Source organism: Pseudoalteromonas sp. BSi20495 (assembly GCF_000241185.1).
Taxonomy (GTDB): domain Bacteria; phylum Pseudomonadota; class Gammaproteobacteria; order Enterobacterales; family Alteromonadaceae; genus Pseudoalteromonas; species Pseudoalteromonas fuliginea.
Window position 1 is genome coordinate 1 of the sequence record NZ_BADY01000053.1, and the last position, 19,772, is coordinate 19,772.

The 19,772-nt window shown below is 38.6% G+C and carries 13 protein-coding genes; 4 read left to right on the forward strand and 9 right to left on the reverse strand.

The window, feature by feature from the left end; translation table 11 throughout:
* From P20495_RS20395 to P20495_RS12950, 9 genes are all read right to left on the reverse strand, one after another.
* Nucleotides 1–896, reverse strand: an 896-nt coding sequence (locus P20495_RS20395) for an Eco57I restriction-modification methylase domain-containing protein (protein ID WP_033015473.1), incomplete at its 3' end; no start/stop codon positions are given.
* On the reverse strand, nt 889–1,476 hold the full coding sequence (locus P20495_RS12985) for a restriction endonuclease subunit S (protein ID WP_033015475.1): 588 nt from the start codon (nt 1,474–1,476) through the stop codon (nt 889–891). The genes P20495_RS20395 and P20495_RS12985, both read right to left, overlap by 8 nt.
* A gap of 140 nt (nt 1,477–1,616) precedes the next feature.
* Entirely contained in the window at nt 1,617–2,768 is a 1,152-nt protein-coding gene (locus tag P20495_RS12980; RefSeq protein WP_008135348.1) for an SIR2 family protein, read from the reverse strand.
* 12 nt (nt 2,769–2,780) lie between these two features.
* A complete protein-coding gene (locus tag P20495_RS12975; RefSeq protein ID WP_008135350.1) occupies nt 2,781–4,559 on the reverse strand; it encodes a restriction endonuclease subunit S in 1,779 nt (592 codons plus the stop codon).
* Nucleotides 4,560–4,579: 20 nt separating this feature from the next.
* Nucleotides 4,580–6,079 carry a class I SAM-dependent DNA methyltransferase gene (locus P20495_RS12970; RefSeq protein WP_008135351.1) on the reverse strand — a complete coding sequence of 500 codons (1,500 nt, stop codon included), beginning with the start codon at nt 6,077–6,079 and terminating at the stop codon, nt 4,580–4,582.
* Nucleotides 6,079–8,460 (reverse strand): EcoAI/FtnUII family type I restriction enzme subunit R, encoded by a 2,382-nt coding sequence (hsdR, locus tag P20495_RS12965; protein WP_008135353.1) that lies wholly within the window; start codon nt 8,458–8,460, stop codon nt 6,079–6,081. Before hsdR ends, P20495_RS12970 begins: the two co-directional genes overlap by 1 nt.
* A 679-nt stretch (nt 8,461–9,139) precedes the next feature.
* Nucleotides 9,140–10,339: an AGE family epimerase/isomerase gene (locus P20495_RS12960; RefSeq protein WP_008135356.1), complete on the reverse strand. Its 1,200-nt coding sequence runs from the start codon at nt 10,337–10,339 to the stop codon at nt 9,140–9,142.
* Complete coding sequence (locus tag P20495_RS12955) at nt 10,336–11,313, reverse strand: carbohydrate kinase (RefSeq protein ID WP_008135358.1); 978 nt, start codon at nt 11,311–11,313, stop codon at nt 10,336–10,338. The genes P20495_RS12960 and P20495_RS12955 overlap by 4 nt, the downstream gene beginning before the upstream one ends.
* Nucleotides 11,314–11,329: 16 nt before the next feature.
* Complete coding sequence (locus tag P20495_RS12950) at nt 11,330–12,631, reverse strand: trehalase family glycosidase (protein WP_008135360.1); 1,302 nt, start codon at nt 12,629–12,631, stop codon at nt 11,330–11,332.
* Between the two features lie 195 nt (nt 12,632–12,826).
* Between P20495_RS12950 and P20495_RS12945 the strand changes: the two genes are divergently transcribed.
* The 4 genes from P20495_RS12945 (at nt 12,827) to P20495_RS12930 (ending at nt 19,530) form a co-directional block, all read left to right on the forward strand.
* Nucleotides 12,827–15,268 (forward strand): TonB-dependent siderophore receptor, encoded by a 2,442-nt coding sequence (locus tag P20495_RS12945; protein WP_008135362.1) that lies wholly within the window; start codon nt 12,827–12,829, stop codon nt 15,266–15,268.
* Nucleotides 15,269–15,465: 197 nt separating this feature from the next.
* Complete coding sequence (locus tag P20495_RS12940; protein WP_033015476.1) at nt 15,466–17,046, forward strand: sodium:solute symporter; 1,581 nt, start codon at nt 15,466–15,468, stop codon at nt 17,044–17,046.
* A gap of 10 nt (nt 17,047–17,056) precedes the next feature.
* A complete protein-coding gene (locus P20495_RS12935) occupies nt 17,057–18,298 on the forward strand; it encodes a glycerate kinase (RefSeq protein ID WP_008135365.1) in 1,242 nt (413 codons plus the stop codon).
* Between the two features lie 74 nt (nt 18,299–18,372).
* Nucleotides 18,373–19,530, forward strand: coding sequence for an ROK family transcriptional regulator (locus tag P20495_RS12930; protein ID WP_002957728.1), 1,158 nt, complete (start codon nt 18,373–18,375; stop codon nt 19,528–19,530).
* Nucleotides 19,531–19,772 lie beyond the last annotated feature (242 nt).

Below are 19,772 nucleotides of genomic sequence, written 5' to 3' on the forward strand. Positions count from 1 at the left end.
GAACTTGGAAGACGAATAACCGTTTTTAAATCGCCTTCATTAATCAGCTCTTCTCTTAGTCTATAATCGTATTTCCCTCCACTATTTAAGAAGCTTTCAGGAACAATAAAGATAATTTTTCCGCCAGCTTTACATGCCTTTAGTGCCAGACATAAAAAATGAGTGTGTATTTTATGTCTTGGATTCCAGCTTGATTCAAGCGGCATATTTCCAAATGACGGGTTAGCAAAAATAACATCATAGCCATTTCGCTCAATATCACTTAAATCGTAATTAACATGAAGTTTTACCTCTCTATTCTTTGCTCCTGTTAACTTTGCTTTTAGTGTATTAATAACAAAATGACTAGGCTCAAAGCAATAATCAGTTAAAGATAGACGTTCACTATACATACCTTCCATTAATAGATCTGACCACTCTCCTTTTCGAGCATTTAAATCAAGTACTCTTGAACTATCAGGAAAACTAAAAATATCATTTGATAATTCAAGGATAGCCCTAGGGGTTACCAAGTTATCAGTATGTTGCCCCTTATACTCTTCAAATAATGAAAGGCAGCAGTTAATATCTTCTTGAGGCATGTTATCCCTTTGCGACAAAGTAAAATTGTTTATAATGCCATCAACACGCTCTAAGCTAGATGTTAAATAGCGCTTTAAAGGTAAAATAAGCTCTTTTACAGATTCACTGCTTCTTGATAAGTCTTCTATTGTGCTTTCAATGAACTCTTTATTTGAGTCCAATTGCTCATTGATATAAAACTCTCGCTTTGATATATCAGCATAAATAATTAATACAGCCAAAAGTTCAACAGTTTCATAACTAATATTCAGTGTTCTCATGCCTAGAAGCTCTGTAACCAATTTCTGTATTTTTTGTTTATTGTTCTTATCCATTGCTTGGCTCCAAATAAGTTGAAACTGATACTTGGTAATACTCTTTTCTCAATCCATCTAATTCACTTAATAAATTATTTTCTTGCTTCATTAAGCTATCGAGTTCGAGTAATTGGTGCTGTTTATTTAATGGTGGTATATCTAATTCGAATTTTAAGAATTTCGTTTTCGTTAAATGTTTAACCGTCACACCGCTAGCGAGCGACTTTAACTTTTCTTGATATTTAGGCTGGTTAATCAACCAAGCTAAAAATTTAGCAGACGCTATTTTTGTATTTTTAAGTGTTAAAACTAAAAAGTATGATGTCGGAAATATAGGTAACTTATCACTTACTTCTTCAAACAAAATAGCTTGATGCGAGCCACCTTTACCACGTATAAGGATCTCTTGATTAGACAGTGCTCTAGTTGGCATTTTGAATTGTTGTATTGAAGCGTTAACTAGCGATTTGGTATCTATTGAACCATTGGAGTTAGCACACTTACTTTCCATCACCCAATAGTCAGCATTTTCATAATGCTTAACTTTCTGTGAAAACGATGTACCTGATCTTATATCGCAAAGTTCTGAGATGTTCATAATAGTCTTTATAGTTTATAATCAAGAAGCTTGAGTGGACTATCGCTTACACTTTACATGTTAGCAAGTATTAAGTTAACTTTTTATAAATTAATTTAATACTTTTTGGGTTTTATTGAGTAATAATGGAGGGTTGTGAGCTATATAGTCATTTCTTCTTTTTTAGGGGGAGTCATGGCTTCACGATAATTCATTTCGTGTTGAGCGTATTTTAGAATATCAACAATGGTATCGAACTGTTCTGGTTGAAACCAAATAGGTGCAACACCCATTTTTAGTAGCTCATTATTTCTGACGCTGATCTCAGCCTCTGTTTCAGGTGCTTGTTCAATAGAATAATGAATAGGTAATGTTTTAGCATCGGCTCGGGCTTGTTTTTTTATTTTCTTAAAAGTTTCAACCGTTCTATCATTATTTAAACTACAGCCTAAAAATAATAAACTGTTTGTTGTAAAGTGAAATTCAAGTAACTTAGGAAGTGGTAAAGATAAATCGATATCGCCGACACCGTAAGCTGCATCATATTGGTTTTTACCCATAATACAGCTTTGTGGCGAATGAATATCGCCATGTAGTTTGATTACTGATATTTTCTTTTGATCAGGCTTTTTATTTGGTTCTCGGTTATCGATCACCTCAACATCACATTTAAACTCAGTCTGATAGGTATGCTCTAATAAACAATCATAATTGGTAGTGATGAGTGTATCTGAAAACAATACCCCCAATAACATGATACTTTCAGGGACATTGTTGACATGAATAAAAGAGTCAAACAGCTCTTGTTCGAATGTTTCTAAGTAATCTTGCTGCTCTATTTGATGGATGACTTCTTCGTAGTTACCTTGATCAATTAGTTCGTCAACCTCAGCACCATTTAAGCCCGCAGTTCTCCCTTGAGCTTTCAAATGCGTTTTCCAAGTAGGAAAACCACCATTTACCGACAAGCCAGCACCTATAAAAGGCACTACTTCTTTTTTGGCAATTAAGTCTAATAACTGTATTAACCTACTTTGATTTTTTTGATACCAATGAAGGTCCCCACAAGTGTCAGTTAACCACGTATGACTTAACGCTTTTTGCATTTGCTGAATGCGATATTCTGCCAATACACCATGATAAGCATTTTTATCACCCGCAAATAATGCTTTGCTTGGGTAAGAAAACTGATCAAGACTTAGCTCTGCTCTTTTAGCTTCTGCTAAGTCTTCTTCACCATCTAACCAGTCATTAAAATCAATAAGGCAATCAAACTGATTATGTTTATCTTGTTTACACCATTTAGCATCCATACTCATCAATCCTTAATGACTTAAACCTTGCTGAACTAGGACTTCAGCTAAGTTAACTTTTGACTGTCGCGCTTCGGATATTTGTAATTTTAATTGATTACAAATAGTCATAAGTTGAAAAACTTTGGTGCAAATTCTTTCTTGCTCTTCAATTGGTGGGATAGGAAATACAAGCTCTTTGAGTAAACCTAGATTTAATATATTCATAGTTCCACCATGACTTTTTTCGCTTAACTCAAATTGAATAAGAGGACTAGCCAATATGTTTTGAATAAACTTTCTATTAATCGATTCGAAGAGACTAATTTTAACAAGACGTGGATTTATTATTCCAGGTTGACAGTTTTCACTCAAAACTAAGACTTTACCAATAGTACCAACTAAACTAATGAGTATATCTCCTGAAGCAACTTTACATGAAGATAAGCTTTCATATTTTTCATTATCAATGTAATAATCACCAAGATTTTCATCTCCTGAAATTACTTGTTCTTGACCATAAATTTTAAAACCAGTTTCCACATACATCGATTTTTTTAGTGCCGAGCCAAAAGGGCCAGCTTTCAAAGCATTGTTCACATTCGCTGCAATATCTTGAAAACGACCCCATTCCCAACCATTAGGTAAATCGAACAGCTTATCTTCGTTAGTTAATTTTGGAAGCTCTTTAACTTTTTTGATACTTTTGTCTGATATTAATTTTTTCTTTTCATCAGAAATTATCTTCAATAGTTTCGATGTAGGTTCATCATTGACATCTTGCGCCACCAACTTACCCATAACAGCTAATTGTAAGATGGCTTGCTTTAATTGCTCTATACTATCTTCAGTGGTAAATAAAGTATCGAAGTGTTCAGCAATTCTTGCCCAGTTTTGGTTAAACTCATGGGCATCAAAACTTGCGGTTAATGTATTAAGTAAAACCTGAACTAAGGTTTTATGAGCACTAATACTTTGTTCAGTTTGTTGCTCTAACTGATCACATAAAGCCATTAACTCGTCTACTTTAGCAACTATGCGGTGTTGTTCCGCTAAAGGAGGTATTGCTAGGGGCATCAAAGATAACTTTCCTAAATATATGCCCTTTTGAGCAGTTCCTTTCGCATGTCTGTTGTAATAATTAATACACAAAGGGGAAGTTAACATGTATGAAAAATAAGATGGTGACATTTGTGATTGTAAAACAGCCACACTTCGTTGCAGAACAAATTTAGGAGCATCATCTGGCACTACGGCCGAACGTCCGATTGAAGCTACAATACTTAACAAAACATCATTGGGCTGAATTCTTGTACGTTTGTTTTCTTGATGAAAATCTTCTTCAGTCACATATCTTGAAGGGGACGAAAAATCGACTTTTCCATAGTTTACATTTTGACAACTCAGCATAGGAAACCCCATACCAGAATTCGAAGGAGGGTTATGAGACCCATCCGTCAATTTTTTACATATATTACCTAATCTGCACCACAACCAAGATTCTGGTATATCAAAAATGCACTCATCCTCTAAAAGTTCAGGTAATACCTTAGATCTTTTTAATTCTTTATTTTTAATTAATTGAGCTTTTTCTTTATCAATACTTTTTAATAGTTTAGAAGCTGGTTCATCATTTTGGTCTTGAGATAATAGTTTACCCCTAACAGCTAAATCTAAAATCAATTCACGTAATTTTTTAACGCCTGTTAATTCAATTTTTTTGCTGCTACCACGACCTGTTGCCGAGCGTTTTTTTATTGCGCTGGTCCAAATGTCGATATTATCGGTAATTAAGTTATGTAACTTTGTCATATTGTTATTACCTAAAAAGCCTATTGACCGTTATCAGCTAACGCTGCACTTAAAATATCTTTTAGCTGTGTACGCAGGGCTTGAATATCACCTTGCTGTTGATTGTATTCTGCTAATAGCTGTTCAGGATCATGATTGATAACTTCACCAATATGTGGATTTTTAATATCTAGGTTGTAATTGCGCTTTTGAATTTCTTCAATGCTCACTTGCCATGCTTGCTCTGTAGTTTCACGCCTGGAAAAACCGTCAGCTTCATCTCCCCACCAGTCAATTTCTGGTTGAAATTCTTCAAAGGTCATTGGTTTAGATTTGTTATAACTTTTTACACCTTCAGGATATGGGTGTTCGTAAAACCATATATTTTTGGTAGCTGTGTCTGGCGTACCATCGCCCTTAGTAAAAAACAAAATGTTGGTATTGATGCCGGTATAAGGGTTAAATACCCCTTTAGGCAAGCGAACAATGGTATGTAAATTACATTCAGTGGTTAACGCTTCTTTTAAACGGGTTTTCATACCCTCTCCAAACAAAAATCCATCGGGTAAAACCACGGCAGCACGACCATCTTTTTTCAATAACCTGATGATTAACGCCATAAATAAATCAGCGGTTTCTCTGGTACGGAATTTAGCTGGGAAGTTGTTTTCGATACCGTCTTCTTCCATGCCACCAAAAGGCGGGTTGGTTAAAATTACGTTTACACGATCTTTTTCAGTGTAATCTTTGTAAGGTCTTTCTAGTGTATTGTCATGACGGATCTGCTGGGGCGTATCAATACCGTGTAATATCATATTAGTGATACACAACATATGTGGCATCGATTTTTTTTCAACACCATTAATCGACTCTGCTAGGGTTTGCTCATCGCTGGGTGAACTAACATAATGCTCACGTTTGTGGTCAATAGCACAGCTTAAAAAGCCGCCAGTGCCACAGGCAGGGTCAAGTACCTTATCTTCTAATTTAGGGTCAACACGATTAACAATAAAACGGGTTACCGCGCGTGGGGTATAAAACTCACCAGAGTTACCCGCACTTTGTAAATCTTTTAAAATTTGCTCATAAATGCCACCAAAGGTATGGCGATCATTAGTATTATTAAAATTTATCTCGTTTATTTTATTAATCACTTGGCGCAACAGGGTGCCAGATTTCATAAAATTAATGGCATCTTCAAATACCATGGTAATAACGCGTGCTTGTGCGCCTTCGTTACTTCTCAAGTGAACGTTTAAGTTGGTCTGTAAAGTAGGAAATAACTGAGTTCTTATAAAGTCTAATAATATATCACCGGTTATTCCTTCACGATTTACCGCCCAATTGCGCCAACGTAACTCTTCAGGCAAGGGTGATTGAAAATCATCATCTAACAGTTCTTGCTCAGCTTCACGGTCATCATATATTTTTAAGAAAAATAGCCACACAAGTTGGCTAATTCTTTGTGCATCGCCATCAACACCCACGTCTTTACGCATGATGTCTTGAATTGATTTTATGATGCCGGAAATATTACTCATTAAGCTTGTTCCTGTTGATATAGTTGTTGTTCTAATTCATTGATTGCGTTGTCGTAGTGCTGTTTACCACCAAAGACGTCGTTAACGATTTCCATTGGTGTGCCTATTTGATCAAACGGTTTTAAACGTAATACTTTACCCGTTTCAATGGCGGCCACACCTTCGTCTTGATATTTGTCTAATAGTGCATTTAATACTTCTTTTGCCTGTTCACTATACTTAGCAAAGTAGTTCCGCTTTTTAACATTCTGCGCTCTTTCTTTACGTGTTAAAGGCGGCTGATCATACGCTACGTGGCAGATTAAATCGAAATATTCGAACTCTTTACCGACTTCATGCGCAAGTTGTTCGATTAATATTCCTTTTTTCTCTAACTCATCAATAATCGCTTTTTTCTTCTTGGTACTATTCCAACTTTTTAAAAAGTCATCAAGCGAGCTGTAATCTTCAGTGATAGTACGCTTACTATAATCTCGATAGCTTTCAGTAATAAACACACCACCTTCTTCGCGTACTAATAAACGCTCAGATATTATTCTTGCAGAAACAGAACTGGCATAGGTTTTTATTCTTGGTTCTTTGTCTTCGTCATCCCCATCATCGATGTATTCATCGTCCTCTGGCTCTGGATCAGGATCTGGTGGTAATGGGTCGTCATCATCTGTTGGTTCATAAATAATGACAGGCTCACCATCAAAGTCGGCATCGTAGAACAGCTCAGTCGCTTTTTTAAAGTCCATTATGGTGAAGTAAAATTTATTATATTCTTCATCGATACGTGTACCACGACCAATAATCTGTTTAAAAGAACTCATAGCTTTAATGGATTTATCTAACACAATAAGTTTACAGGTTTTAGCATCAACTCCAGTGCTAAGTAACTCTGAGGTTGTTGCAATAACAGGATAACGACTTTCAGAGTCAATAAAGTTGTCTAATTCAGCTTTACCTTCAACGCTGTCACCGGTAATACGCATAACATAACGTATATCTTCTCTAACGAACTCTCTTGCTTCATTGGTGATAGCTTTACGCATACGCTCAGCGTGCTCGATGTCTTCACAAAAAATAATTGTTTTTGCATAAGGATCGTAGGCACGAAGATACTTCATCACTCTTTTTGCAATAAGTTTAGTACGTTGGTTGAGCACTAAGGTTCTGTCGAAATCTTGCTGATTATAAACTCGCCCCTCAATTTCTGAGCCTAAATCATCCGTCATGCCTGCTGCCGGAGACCAGCCAGAAATATCACGATCAATATCAATTTTAATTACTTTATAAGGCGCAAGGAAACCATCATCAATGCCTTGTTTTAAGCTATATTTGTAAACGGGTTCACCAAAATATTTAATGTTATATTCAGGATTAATTATTTCACCATCAACTGGCTTAATTTCTTTTGGTGTAGCAGTTAGGCCTATTTGAGTAGCACTGTCAAAGTATTGTAAAATTTCACGCCAATTAGAGTCGTCTTTAGCGCTGCCACGATGACACTCATCAATAACAATAAGATCAAAGAAATCAGGTGAAACTGTTTTAAATATTTTATCACTTTCTTCAGGGCCTGTTAACGCTTGGTATAGTCCTAAATACACGTCGTATGACGGATCGATTTTTCTATTTTTTATCTTGCACATAGTAGAACCAAACGGCTTAAAATCATTCATTAGAGTTTGATCTACAAGGATATTTCTATCCGCAAGGAACAGTACTTTATTTGCCTTCCCAGCTTTACGTAAACGGTAAATGATTTGGAATGCGGTGTAGGTTTTTCCGGTGCCAGTAGCCATGACGAGTAGTATTTTAGGCTGGCCTTTCGCTACAGCTTCAACCGTACGGTTAATTGCATCTATTTGATAATATCTTGGTTCTTTACCTGACGAGTCGGTATGAAAGGGTTGCAAGACCACGTCTTCCATTTCATCGGCAATATTGTGAAATTGCTTATAACGCAGCCAAAGTAACTCTGGAGGAGGAAATTGGTCTAATGGAATTTCAATTTGTACATCTTCCGGTGGCTCAGCGAGTAAGTTGCTAGACTCAAAAGCATCACCATTTGAACTAAATGCACTTGGGACTTCTAGGGTAGCGGCATAGCTTAAAGCTTGCTGCATACCTTCACTTACTTTTTTCTTATTATTTTTTGCTTCAACAATGCCAATTGGTACACCCGGTTTCCAAAAAAGCGCATAATCAGCAATTTTACTTTTATGTTTACGACGAAAAGATAGATCTCCTCGGACGCCAATAGGTCCGGGAGTTAAACGGAACTCACGTCGAACTTGCTTTAATTGATCCCAACCTGCTTTTTTAATTGCGGGAGTGATAAATAAATCACAAATATCGGTCTCGCTAAGCTCTTTTTTATCTTTACTATCCATATTCGTCCTTTAATTGGGCTTACATTATATATAATTATTTAAGCTCCTTTTTCAAGGTTACCATTAGGATTCGCAAGATAATTATAATTTGTTTTGCGATAACTCAAGACCGCATGGTACTTCCTCAAACGAATTAATAATATTATGAATGACCGAAAATAGTAACTAATTACTTGTTACAATCAGCGAATTTAATTTATTTAAAGCTGTATTTAATTATTAAATACAAGACGCAATGAATATGATGTTTATTTTGATTTATTCGGCTATGACCATGATAATTCAACCTCAGTCGACTTAAGGAGAAAACTAATAAAAACTATTATTTAAAATTAGAAATTATTTACTCAATTGTATTATAGACTTTAGGCTGCAGTTAAATGTCTTTCTATTTCAAATGAATTTCAATCCTGAGGGATGAAAATACTAATTATAACTGATGGTTAGTATTTAAATATCATCGGTTATTATGTTTATTTCATGGCACAGGATTCAATTAGGGAATCAGCGAGAGAGGATTTCACCTTCCGTTATTTATGGCTTTCCATGTAATTCAATAGACTAATTAAAGTGATTTCGTAAGCCATTGGTTAGTGATGTTTATCTGCATAAAATAAAAAAACCGCCAAACTGGCGGTTAAAAGGTCTACACAACACTGTAAAAGTTATAATTACATAGTTACTTTAATAGTTCGAGCACATCAAAACAGGCGCCCATTGTATGGTAATCAGTTTTACCTATTGGGCTTTTCATCGTGTCTATTTTTTTATTGTCAGCAGTTAAAATTCTAAACCAAGCGCCGTATTTATGATCGACTAAATGCTGCCACGAATACTGCCAAATTTTGTCATACCATTGCTGATATTTTTCATCCCCTGTTGCTTGATAAAGATACGCGGCACAACACAGAGTTTCGGCTTGCACCCAAAAGTATTTATCGTCATCGCAAATAGTTTTATCAGGGGCAAAGCCGTAGCAAATACCGCCGTGTTTTTTATCCCAGGCTACATTTATCGAGTTATCAAATAAGGCTTGAGCGCGTTCAATAAGCCATTTTTGTGGCTTATGCTTATTTAAAAACATAAGTAGTTTTGACCACTCTGTTTGATGGCCAGGTTGAAAGCCCCACGGACGAAATAAATTTTTAGGATCGTCTTTGTTGTACTCTAAATCGACCTGCCAATTTATATCGTAATGCTCCCAGATTAATCCGCCCATTAAATTAGCTTGGCGATTAACCATGTTGTCGGCAAGTGTGAGCGCACGGTTTAAAAATATTTCGTCTTTTGTGGCTTCATAAGCGGCAATCAGTGCTTCACAAGTATGCATGTTGGCATTTTGGCCGCGGTATGAATCACATTTTGTGAAGTCGCTGTTATGTTGATCTTTATATAATCCGGCTTTTGCATCCCAAAAATGTGTTTCCATTGTTTGAAATGTATCGTTGAGATATTTACGTGCTTGCGTAACGCCTACGCGGTATGCCCAGCTGTACGCTAAAATAACAAATGCAAAGCCATAACAATGATTGGTGTTATCAAGCACGGTGGCTTGACCGTTTTCAACTTTTAATAACCAGTTGTAGCCACCAGTTTGCTCAACAAGGTGATGCTTACGAATAAACTCAATCCCCGATTTAACACGATTAAGGTACTTTTCGTCATTAAAGGTTTGATACGCGCGTGCATAGTTAAATACAAAACGAGTAGAGCTTACTAAGTGGCGCGTGTGTTTATCAAATACCTCACCGTTATCAGAAAAGTTTTGGTAAAAACCACCGTGTTCATCGTCAATATTTGGCTCATAAAACGCTAACGTGTCGCTAATGTGCTGCGTTAAAAATTCACGGCTTTTAAAGTTATCAGGTGTGCTTTTCATAGTTTGCTCCTAAAGTCGTGTAGAGACTTTTGGTTAGGTAGGGAGTTAAATGCCCCTTTGTAAGATGCGGCATGGGCACCACATAACGAAGCAAATTCAAAAATAGTTGTTAGTGTTTTGGGCGTGTTGCAAAGCTCGCTAAAAGAGCTGGGTGTTAGGTTTTGTAGGCCTAGCTGATACAGCAGTCCACCTACAAACGCATCCCCTGCAGCGGTAGCATCAACCATAGTTACTTTTTTAGGGATAAGCATTTGTTTGCCGTGTTTAGTAAACCAATACATTGGGTTACTTGCATCAGTAACTACAAATAGCTCACAACCGTTATTAAGTGTTTGGGCAATAAACTCATCGCTCGATTGTTCACCCGCTAAGTATTCAAGCTCTTCTTTTGAGGCTTTAATAATTGAGCAGTCTTTTAATAACGGTAAAATATGCTCGCGAGGGTTGGCATCGCTTGGCCATAAATTGAGGCGCAAGTTAATATCAAAGCTTACAATTGAGTTATTTTGTTTTGCAAATTTAACACCGTAAGCGGTGGTGTTTCTGATGTTTTTGTTGGTTAATGTGTTTGAGCAAATATGAAAAATATCGCATTGCTCAAACCATTCGCGACTAAAGTCATCGTTACTAAAGTGCAAATCGGCGGTGTTATCACGGTAAAACTCAAACGTGCGATCGCCATCGTTATCGAGTGATACAAACGCAAGGGCTGTTTTTGCTTGGTTGGTAAAACGCATAAAGTCGGTTTTTACACCTTGCTCTTTTAATGCATTATGTAAAAAGTCGCCAAAGCTATCAGTGCTTAGCATTCCTGCAAAATAGGCATTACCGCCTAGCTTTGCAATGGCAACGCTTACGTTTGCAGGCGCACCGCCTGCAAACTTTGTAAACGCTTCGTGTTCGTTGCTGTTTTGGCTCAATTTATTTGAAAGTAAATCAACCAGTACTTCACCAAAGCATATTGTGTGTTTCATGATCTTGCCTTAGTTATTAGTCAAGTAGCCAATGTAATGCTATTGCAGCTGTCCATGAAAAATCTTTACCACCACAGCCAGCACCTGTTTCTGGGTTAAAATATTCGTAGTAGCCTGACTTAACAACTAGGTTGCGAGTGTCATCTTGAATTTTGTTAGCCGTTGTTACAAAGCCTGCTTCTTTAAGGCCTATGGCTATCATCCAGTTGATGTGTAACCAAATCGGGCCACGCCAGTAGCGTTGTGGCTCGTATTTTTCTTCTTTAGGGTGAGTAGATGCCACACTAAATTGGCTCGACTCAATAAAATCTTCGGTGGCTGTATTAATTATTTTAGTTTGCTCATCGCTTGTTAAACCTGCATATACAGTTAATAGCGCGGCTGATGTTTTAACTTTAGCCAAGCTGTTAGTTAATACATCTCTGCAATAAAAGTACTGGCTTTGTTCACACCATAAAGTGTTTATGGCTTGCTCTGTTATTTGTAAGCGCTGTGCTAAGTAATCAGTGCGAGCATCGTTTAAGTCAAGTTGTTCACCCATTTTGAGTAAATCTTTGGTTGCACGGTGTAAAATAGCAATAATACCTAGGTCATTCATTTTGTACGGGCTGGTCTCGTAAATCACTTTGCTGTCAAAGTTGTTACGTTTGAAAAAGTCTACAAGGTATAAAAAGCGGTCGTATTCACTTTTATGTGGGCGCTGAGATGAATCTACATGACTTGTATCACGGCGCGTATACTCCCAATCCACACACGGCACAGCATGAAGAGCGTCATCCCACGATGGGCTGTTATCCATGCCCGATTCCCACGGGTGGTAGGTCACTACTAAACCTGTTTTTTCAGGATCTCGGTCGTTGTACCACCATAAATGATAATCAACTACTTGTGAAAATAACGCTTTAACTTTTTGTTCTGCAAGTGCTTTATCTTTAGCGCTGGCAAGCATTTCTTTCATTATGGTGGCGACTACTGGCGGCTGTGAAATAGACGTACTTTTAATTTTTTTATCCGAACCCCATACGTCAGGGCCAGGAAAATAAGTATCAGAATCTTTATGAAACAAGATGTGCGGCACCATGCCGTTATCCCATTGGCCTGAAAATAACACATCAATTTCTTGCCATGCGCGGCTTTCGTCTGATTTCATCCAACCTAGCGCTGTAATGGCTGAATCCCAGTTCCACTGAAACGGGTATAGGCCATGTGTTGGTACTGTATAGCCACCTAAGTCGTTCGCTATAAGTGTTTTAGTAGCAAGGTCTGCAAGCGATGAAGCCGTTGCTGAGTCAATTTTACCGCTGTTTACAGTAGTCATATTGGGTGCTCTTTGTGTGTTATTTCCGATTTGGATAATATTAAAGCACTCATTATGGGTTGTAAATGTTTTTTTCTGTGCTTAAATCCTGTTCGAAGTAACAAAAAACTAACATTTTTACTTGATTATTTCGGCTTTGCTTAGCCTCACTCTAAGTAAATACACACAGACAACCAGCACAATTGGAGAATACCCGTGAATAAAACAACGATCGCCTCTATTGTATCTTTATGCCTTGCACAGGGCGCTTATGCGGCAGAAGAAGCTGCACCAGATACAGCAAAAAAAGCTAACAACGTTGAGCGTATTATCGTCTCTGGTACCAGTAAAGGGCGTGTTATTTCAGACACTCCACAATCAGTAACATCTATTAGTGAAGACGAGCTGGTAAAGCTGTCTTCAAGTAGCCAAGCGGATGTGCTTCGCTATATTCCGGGTATTAAAGTAGAAGGCGGTGGCGGTGAAGTCGCTACTAATCTACAAGTAAGAGGCTTACCTTCATCGGGTCAGTTTCAGTTTACGCCACTGTCGTATGACGGTTCACCTAGTTTGAGTGTTTTTGGTTTAAACTCATCGGCGTTTGATGTGTATTACCGTAATGATTTGGGTATTGAGCGCGTAGAGTTTGTGCGTGGTGGTGTATCTAATTTATTTGGCCAAGGTTCTGTGGCCGGTATTATTAACTATATTTCTAAAACGGGCAGTGATGATCCGCAAAGTACCGTACAAATGGAGCTTTCTGACCAAGGGCGTACTCGCTTAGATTTTGCAACGAGCGGTCCACTTAACGAAGACGGCTTATATTATGCGCTTTCTGGCTTTTACCGTTACGACGAGGGCCCATTAGATACAGGCCTTGAGACTAAAGGTACACAGTTGCGTGGTAATATTCGTAAAGAATTTGATGATGGCTCTGGCTCATTTACTGTTTACGGACAGTACATTGACGACCAAGCTCAGTTTTACTTACCTATTCCACTTGATGGCGACAGCCGCGAGCGCTTAAGTGGTAATGATGGTCGTGAAGTCGAATCACTGCAAACGGCGCAAGTATCTAACTTAACGTACGATGCAGCAAATGGTCGTTATGAATCGCCAATCAGCGATGGTGTAGTTACTAAAGGTGGCTCTATTTCAGTGGTGTTTGAAAAAGAACTCGCTAACGATTTTGCCATTAATATGCGCAGTAAATACGCTAAATATCAACACGAATTTAATCTATTTTTAGACGGCGACGGTATTATTAATGTACCTGAAAGCCAAGACGACTTTTTAGCTAACCGAGGGCTAGGTGATGCAAGCGGTGCTGAGTTTTCTTATGTTAATTCAGGTGTAGCACTTGCAAGTGATGACTTACTATTTGCTAACCGTATTTTAGACCGTGACCGCCCAGCTGAAGATTTTTCTGCAGAATTTAATATCATCAAAAGTATTTTTGTAGGTGATTTTAGCCACGATATTACAGTCGGTACATTTTTCTCGCACAGTGAAGCCGACGACGACAACGTTACTACAACTTACTTAGGTGAGTTTAATAACAACCCTCGCTTAATCGACTTAACGTATACCGATGTCAATGGCGATGAGGTTCAGTACACTCAAAATGGTATTAGTGGCCCAGGTATTTCTTATACTAACCAAACCATTAGCGCTACCCGCCGGGCATTATACGTAGCGGATCAAATGGAAAGTGACGATTGGATTTTTGACTTTGGTGTTCGCTACGAAGAAATTGAAGGCAAAATTAGTCGCGAAGGCAGCCAAGTAGTTCAGATTTCTGATGATCCAACGCTTGCACCTAACTTACAAGTTAACACTACGGGCAGTGGTGTAATGACTTACGGCGAAGTCGACACGTCTGAATTTGCTGTATCAGGGGCGGCGTTATATCGCTTAACTGATAATTTAAATATATATGCCAATGCATCGCGCGGGTTTTTCTTCCCCGAAATTAGAGGTATTCAGTTTAACGATTTAGGCGAGCCTGCCAGCTACGAAGCCGAAATTGTTGAGCAAGGCGAGCTAGGTGTTAAGTTTTTTGATAACGACTTTAGCGGTAGCATTGCGTTATTTAGAACTGACTTAAAAGACAGACGCAGCGTAGACTTTGTAAATGATGGTAATGGGGGCGTATTAGAGCTGCCAGTTATGCAATCAACTAAAGCAATGGGTGTTGAGCTTACTGGTCGTTACGATATTACCGATGAGTGGGCTGTTGATGCCAACATGACCTACACTGATCACGAATTTACTGAATTTGACTCAGACCCTTCTATTATTGGTAACGAATTACGTCGTAAACCAAAAATATTATTTAACTCATCTATTAGCTACACCGCAGATAACTGGGATGCATCGATTTACCATAACTTTACAGGTAAAAACTTTGCTAATGATGCAAACTCTGTGGAACTTGATTCATTCCACTTATTTAGATTTGATGCAGGCTATAACTGGCAAGTTGCACCAGAGCAAACAGTACGCTTAAGCGTTGGGGTATTTAACCTGTTTGATTCTGACGGTGTTACTGAAGGTTCGCCTCGTCTAGGTAATAGCCAAACGGCAGATAACCCATATTTTGTAGGTCGCCCAATTCTCCCACGACGCGTTACTTTAAGAGTTAAATACGACTTTTAAATAAATGCTTTATGCCTATTAATCTACTTTGGGGTTAATAGGTTTTTTGCATTGTGATGTATTTTTCAGCTAAGTTAGCTACAGGTTTATCTTTTTGATTAGGTTCGTTTATTTAAAAAGGTAAGGGCAGGTAGCCATTTGGTATTTAATTTTTGAAAAGGCGCAGTGTTTTCATATTGTGAATACGCGAATTAATTATGAATATATTAGATTTTTCAATAGTTGCTCTTTATCTTGGTGCCTTATTGGTAATGGGATTTATGCTACGCGAACAAACCAATAAAAGTGATTACTTTTTAGGGGGTAAAAGCTTAGGTTGGAAGCCTTTGGCTTTGTCGGTAATGGCCACTCAGCTTTCGGCTATTAGCTTTATTTCGGCTCCTGCATTTGTTGGTTTGCGTGAAGGCGGTGGTATGCAATGGCTCTCGTATGAGTTGGGTGTTCCGCTGGCGATGATTTTAATTTTAGCGACTATTTTACCCAAGCTTTATAAAAGCGGCATTGTCAGTATTTACGATTATTTAGAAATGCGCTTTGGCCGCTCAACCCGTGTGCTTATTAGTGTGGTGTTTCAATTTAGCCGTGCGTTTGCCACCGGCATTATGATTTACGCGGTATCGCTTATTTTACAAGGCACCATGGGAATAGAAGCATGGCAAGCTATTGTATTAACGGGTGTTATAACCGTTTTGTATTCATTGCAAGGTGGGATGAAAGCTGTAGTGTACGGTGATGCAATTCAAATGATCATCATTGTACTGGGTACTATTGCTTGTATTGGATTTGGACTGTATCACTTAGGTGGGGTTGATACCTTTATTGCCAATGTTGATTCGAGCCGATTAGAAGCGATTAAGTTTGATTCATTTGGTTTTAGTGGTGATGGCTTTGGCTTTTTACCGATGATTTTTGGTGGTGTGGTACTTTACGCCTCTTACTACGGATGTGACCAAACGCAAGCGCAACGTGCGCTCAGTGCAAAAGATCCTAAAAACCTACGCTACATGATTTTAGCAAATGGTGTAGTGCGCTTTCCTATTACTATTTTATATTGTGTCTCGGGTTTAATTGTTGGCACATTGGCAATGAGTAATCCTGAATTTTTAGCAAAAATTCCAGCAGATAACCCTGATTGGATGATGCCTATATTTATTTTAGATTACCTACCGCACGGCTTAATTGGTTTGTTAGTTGTCGCTATTTTGTCGGCAGCGATGTCGTCACTTAGCTCTGCAATTAATTCACTTTCGGCGGTAAGTATTGAAGATTACAGCCGTATATCTAATAAAGAGCTAGACCAACCATCTTACTTAAAGTTAGCTAAATACTTAGGTTTAGCATGGGGTGCAATTACCTTAGTACTATCACTTTTTGCCGGTGACATAGCGCCGACCATTATTGAAGCTATTAACAAAGTCGGCTCGCTATTTTATGGCCCAATACTGGCGGTATTTTTAGTTGCTGTATTAAGTAAACGCAGTGCTGCATTGCATGCCAATATTGGCTTAATTAGTGGTGTATTAATTAACTTGTTGGTGTCGGTATTTGCGCCAGATATTTTCTGGTTTTGGTGGAATTTTATCGGTTTTGTAAGCGCCGCTGTGATTATTTATGTTACGAGTCGTTTAATTCCAAGAGAGGTAAACGAAGTCACAAAAGTACAAAATGCCGAGACCGTATCAAACTCAATTTTAACTGGCAAAGATATCGTTATGCTACTTAGCATGTTTATTGTGATGATATTAATTTGTTTAGCTATTCCTTCAATTTTTTCGTGAGCTGTGACTAATGGATTCTAAAAAGTCGTTTTTAATTGATTTATTTACCACTGCGGTAAATGCCTGCAAACCGAGTGCTTGCATGAGTAAGTATTTAGAAAATATAGATGCAAGCAAAGGTTTGTGTGTAGTTGGGGCGGGTAAAGCCGCCGCTGAAATGGCCGCCGAAGTTAATCGCTTTTATGGTGATAAATGTTTTGGCGCAGTGGTAACGCGTTATGGCTACGAAAGTAGCGGTGATACTGGGCGAATTAAAGTGCTTAGTGCAAACCACCCAACACCAGACGATAACAGCTTAGCTGCTGGCAAAGAGTTATTGGAACTTGTAAAAAATAACCCGGCTGATATTCCTATTTTGTTTATTATTTCGGGGGGCGGTTCGTCGTTGATGTGCCTACCTGTTGATGATGTGCCTTTTTCACAAAAGCAAAAGCTTAATCAGTTTTTACTTAGAAGTGGTGCAAGCGTTGATGAAATAAATGTAGTGCGTAAGCAGTTGTCACTTGTTAAAGGCGGTAAGTTAGCGCAGGCCGCTAAGTCGGATTACGTTACGCTCATTATTTCAGATGTAGTAGGGGACAAACCAAGTGATATAGCATCAGGCCCTACTATTAGCGATGGCAGTACTAAAGCCGATGCACTGGCTATTTTACAAAAGTACAATTGGCCAGTAATGGCAGAGGTTGAAGCGCATTTATTAAAACCAGAGCAAAAACGAGTTGCTGATACTGTGGGTGAGTACTTTATTGTTGCAAATGCGCAGCATGCTATTGATAGCGCTATAAGTGTTGCACAGCACGAAGGCTGGGAAACTCAGGTACTAGGGTATAATATTCAAGGTGAGGCTAAAGAAGTTGCAAAGCAACATGCGGCTATCGCTCTTGATCAAAAAGCCCAAGGCAAGCGCGTTATGTTGTTCTCTGGTGGCGAGCTTACCGTAACCGTAGCTGATGCTTATGGCGATGGTGGGCCCAATCAAGAATACTTAATGGCGTTGGCTGAGGCACTTAATGGCGAAGCGGGTATTTACGCACTTGCTTGTGATACCGATGGTGTAGATGGTAGTAAAGATGTAGCGGGTGCGTACATAAATAGCAGTACGATTGCTCGCGCACAAGATACTGGCGAAAGCTTACACGCGCAGTTAGAAGGACATAATAGCCATCAGTTTTTTAAAGCCATTGATGATTTAATTATTACTGGGCCAACTAACACAAATGTGAACGATTTTAGAGTGATAGTGATTGAGTAGGCGCAGTTTGCCCACTTGTTCTTTATAATGGTTTCACGTAATCTTGTGCTCCAATTTTGTTAGGGTTAATAGCTATGTTTTCGTTAAACAACAGTAACTTATTACGCTCTGGTTTTGAGCTTGGAAAAGGCGAAAAACTATTTCAAGATATTGAGCGCGATATTATAAAAGTGGTGTTTTGGGAAAAGTGCGTAACTCAAAGTCATATTGTGAGCGCAACTCGTATTCCACAGCAAACTGTGTCGCGTTTACTTAAGTCGTTAACCCAACACGGTGTAATTGTACAAACTGATACGCTAATTCCTAATAAAAAAGGCAAACCTGGGTTTGGCATTGCCCTTAACCCCGATTACGGATTTACCTTTGGCTTAGCTATTTTGCTTGATGCTATTTCGCTTGCCGTAATGGATTTTACGGGAAAGGTGGTTTACACCCATATGCAGCTAATGTCGGATATGAGCATTAATAATGTGCTTAAATGTGCACAAAAGCTGGTGGAAGATATAAGCGCTGAGCGCGACATTCCGAGTGAAAAAGTACTGGGAATGGGCGTGGGTATCTCTGGCTTTTTTAGCTCAATGGATGGGAAAATGAATACCCACCATATGCTAGAAGAGTGGTCGCAGGTGGATATTATCGATATTGTGTCGCAGCATTTTCAACTCCCTACTTGGGTTGTTAACGATGCTACAGGTGCAGCCGCAGGTGAGGGTGTTGCTGGTATTGGACGCGAGTATAAAAACTTTGTTTATATGTTTGTGTCGGCCGCATTTGGTGGCGGTATTGTAAATAATGGTGACGTACTGCGCGGCACATACGGAAACGCAGGTGAGCTTGGCGACATGCTACCCCCTAAATTATATGCCCACCCTAATCTTGAATTACTAAAACGTATTTTGAAAAAAAATGGCGTAGCGGTTACTTCTATTTACGACCTGCATGACAACTTTGACCCCGATTGGCCTGGCGTTGAAGAGTGGCTGTTTAAAGTTCAAGACTCATTTGATTTAGTGGCAACCTGTTGCTCGGCATTATTAGATGCTGAAGCGATTATTATTGGTGGCCATATTCCAAAAGAGTTGGCTGAAAAAGTTATTGCACGTACGGAGGTTTATGCACAATTTAGACGTGGCGCTAAACGTCCTATGCCAAAGCTGGTGGTTTCTAATATTGATAATTTTCCGGTATCAATTGGCGCAGCCACATTGCCATTTAGAGAGTTGTGTTTGTAGCTTAATACCAATCCGCAATAATACTTAATCATTTTGCGGGGCTAAACGTGTCGCTACCTGCGTTAAAAAATTCTCATTTACGACTGCATGGATGCAGAAGGTAGAGCAATGCAGGAGCAATTGCCGAGAACAACTAAATATCGAATTTTTTGCCTAGCTATCAACACGTTTTTCCAGCCTCAAAATAGCTTATTTAATTAAGCGAATTGGTATAAGAAATACACATTTTAAAAACAAAAAGC

Coding starts and splice junctions, on each gene's coding strand:
- P20495_RS12980 (WP_008135348.1), bottom strand. CDS start 2,768: ATGGATGCTAAATGGTGTAAACAAGATAAACATAATCAGTTTGATTGC.
- P20495_RS12950 (WP_008135360.1), bottom strand. CDS start 12,631: ATGACTACTGTAAACAGCGGTAAAATTGACTCAGCAACGGCTTCATCG.
- P20495_RS12970 (WP_008135351.1), bottom strand. CDS start 6,079: ATGAGTAATATTTCCGGCATCATAAAATCAATTCAAGACATCATGCGT.
- hsdR (WP_008135353.1), bottom strand. CDS start 8,460: ATGGATAGTAAAGATAAAAAAGAGCTTAGCGAGACCGATATTTGTGAT.
- P20495_RS12985 (WP_033015475.1), bottom strand. CDS start 1,476: ATGAACATCTCAGAACTTTGCGATATAAGATCAGGTACATCGTTTTCA.
- P20495_RS12975 (WP_008135350.1), bottom strand. CDS start 4,559: ATGACAAAGTTACATAACTTAATTACCGATAATATCGACATTTGGACC.
- P20495_RS12935 (WP_008135365.1), top strand. CDS start 17,057: ATGGATTCTAAAAAGTCGTTTTTAATTGATTTATTTACCACTGCGGTA.
- P20495_RS12960 (WP_008135356.1), bottom strand. CDS start 10,339: ATGAAAAGCACACCTGATAACTTTAAAAGCCGTGAATTTTTAACGCAG.
- P20495_RS12930 (WP_002957728.1), top strand. CDS start 18,373: ATGTTTTCGTTAAACAACAGTAACTTATTACGCTCTGGTTTTGAGCTT.
- P20495_RS12940 (WP_033015476.1), top strand. CDS start 15,466: ATGAATATATTAGATTTTTCAATAGTTGCTCTTTATCTTGGTGCCTTA.
- P20495_RS12955 (WP_008135358.1), bottom strand. CDS start 11,313: ATGAAACACACAATATGCTTTGGTGAAGTACTGGTTGATTTACTTTCA.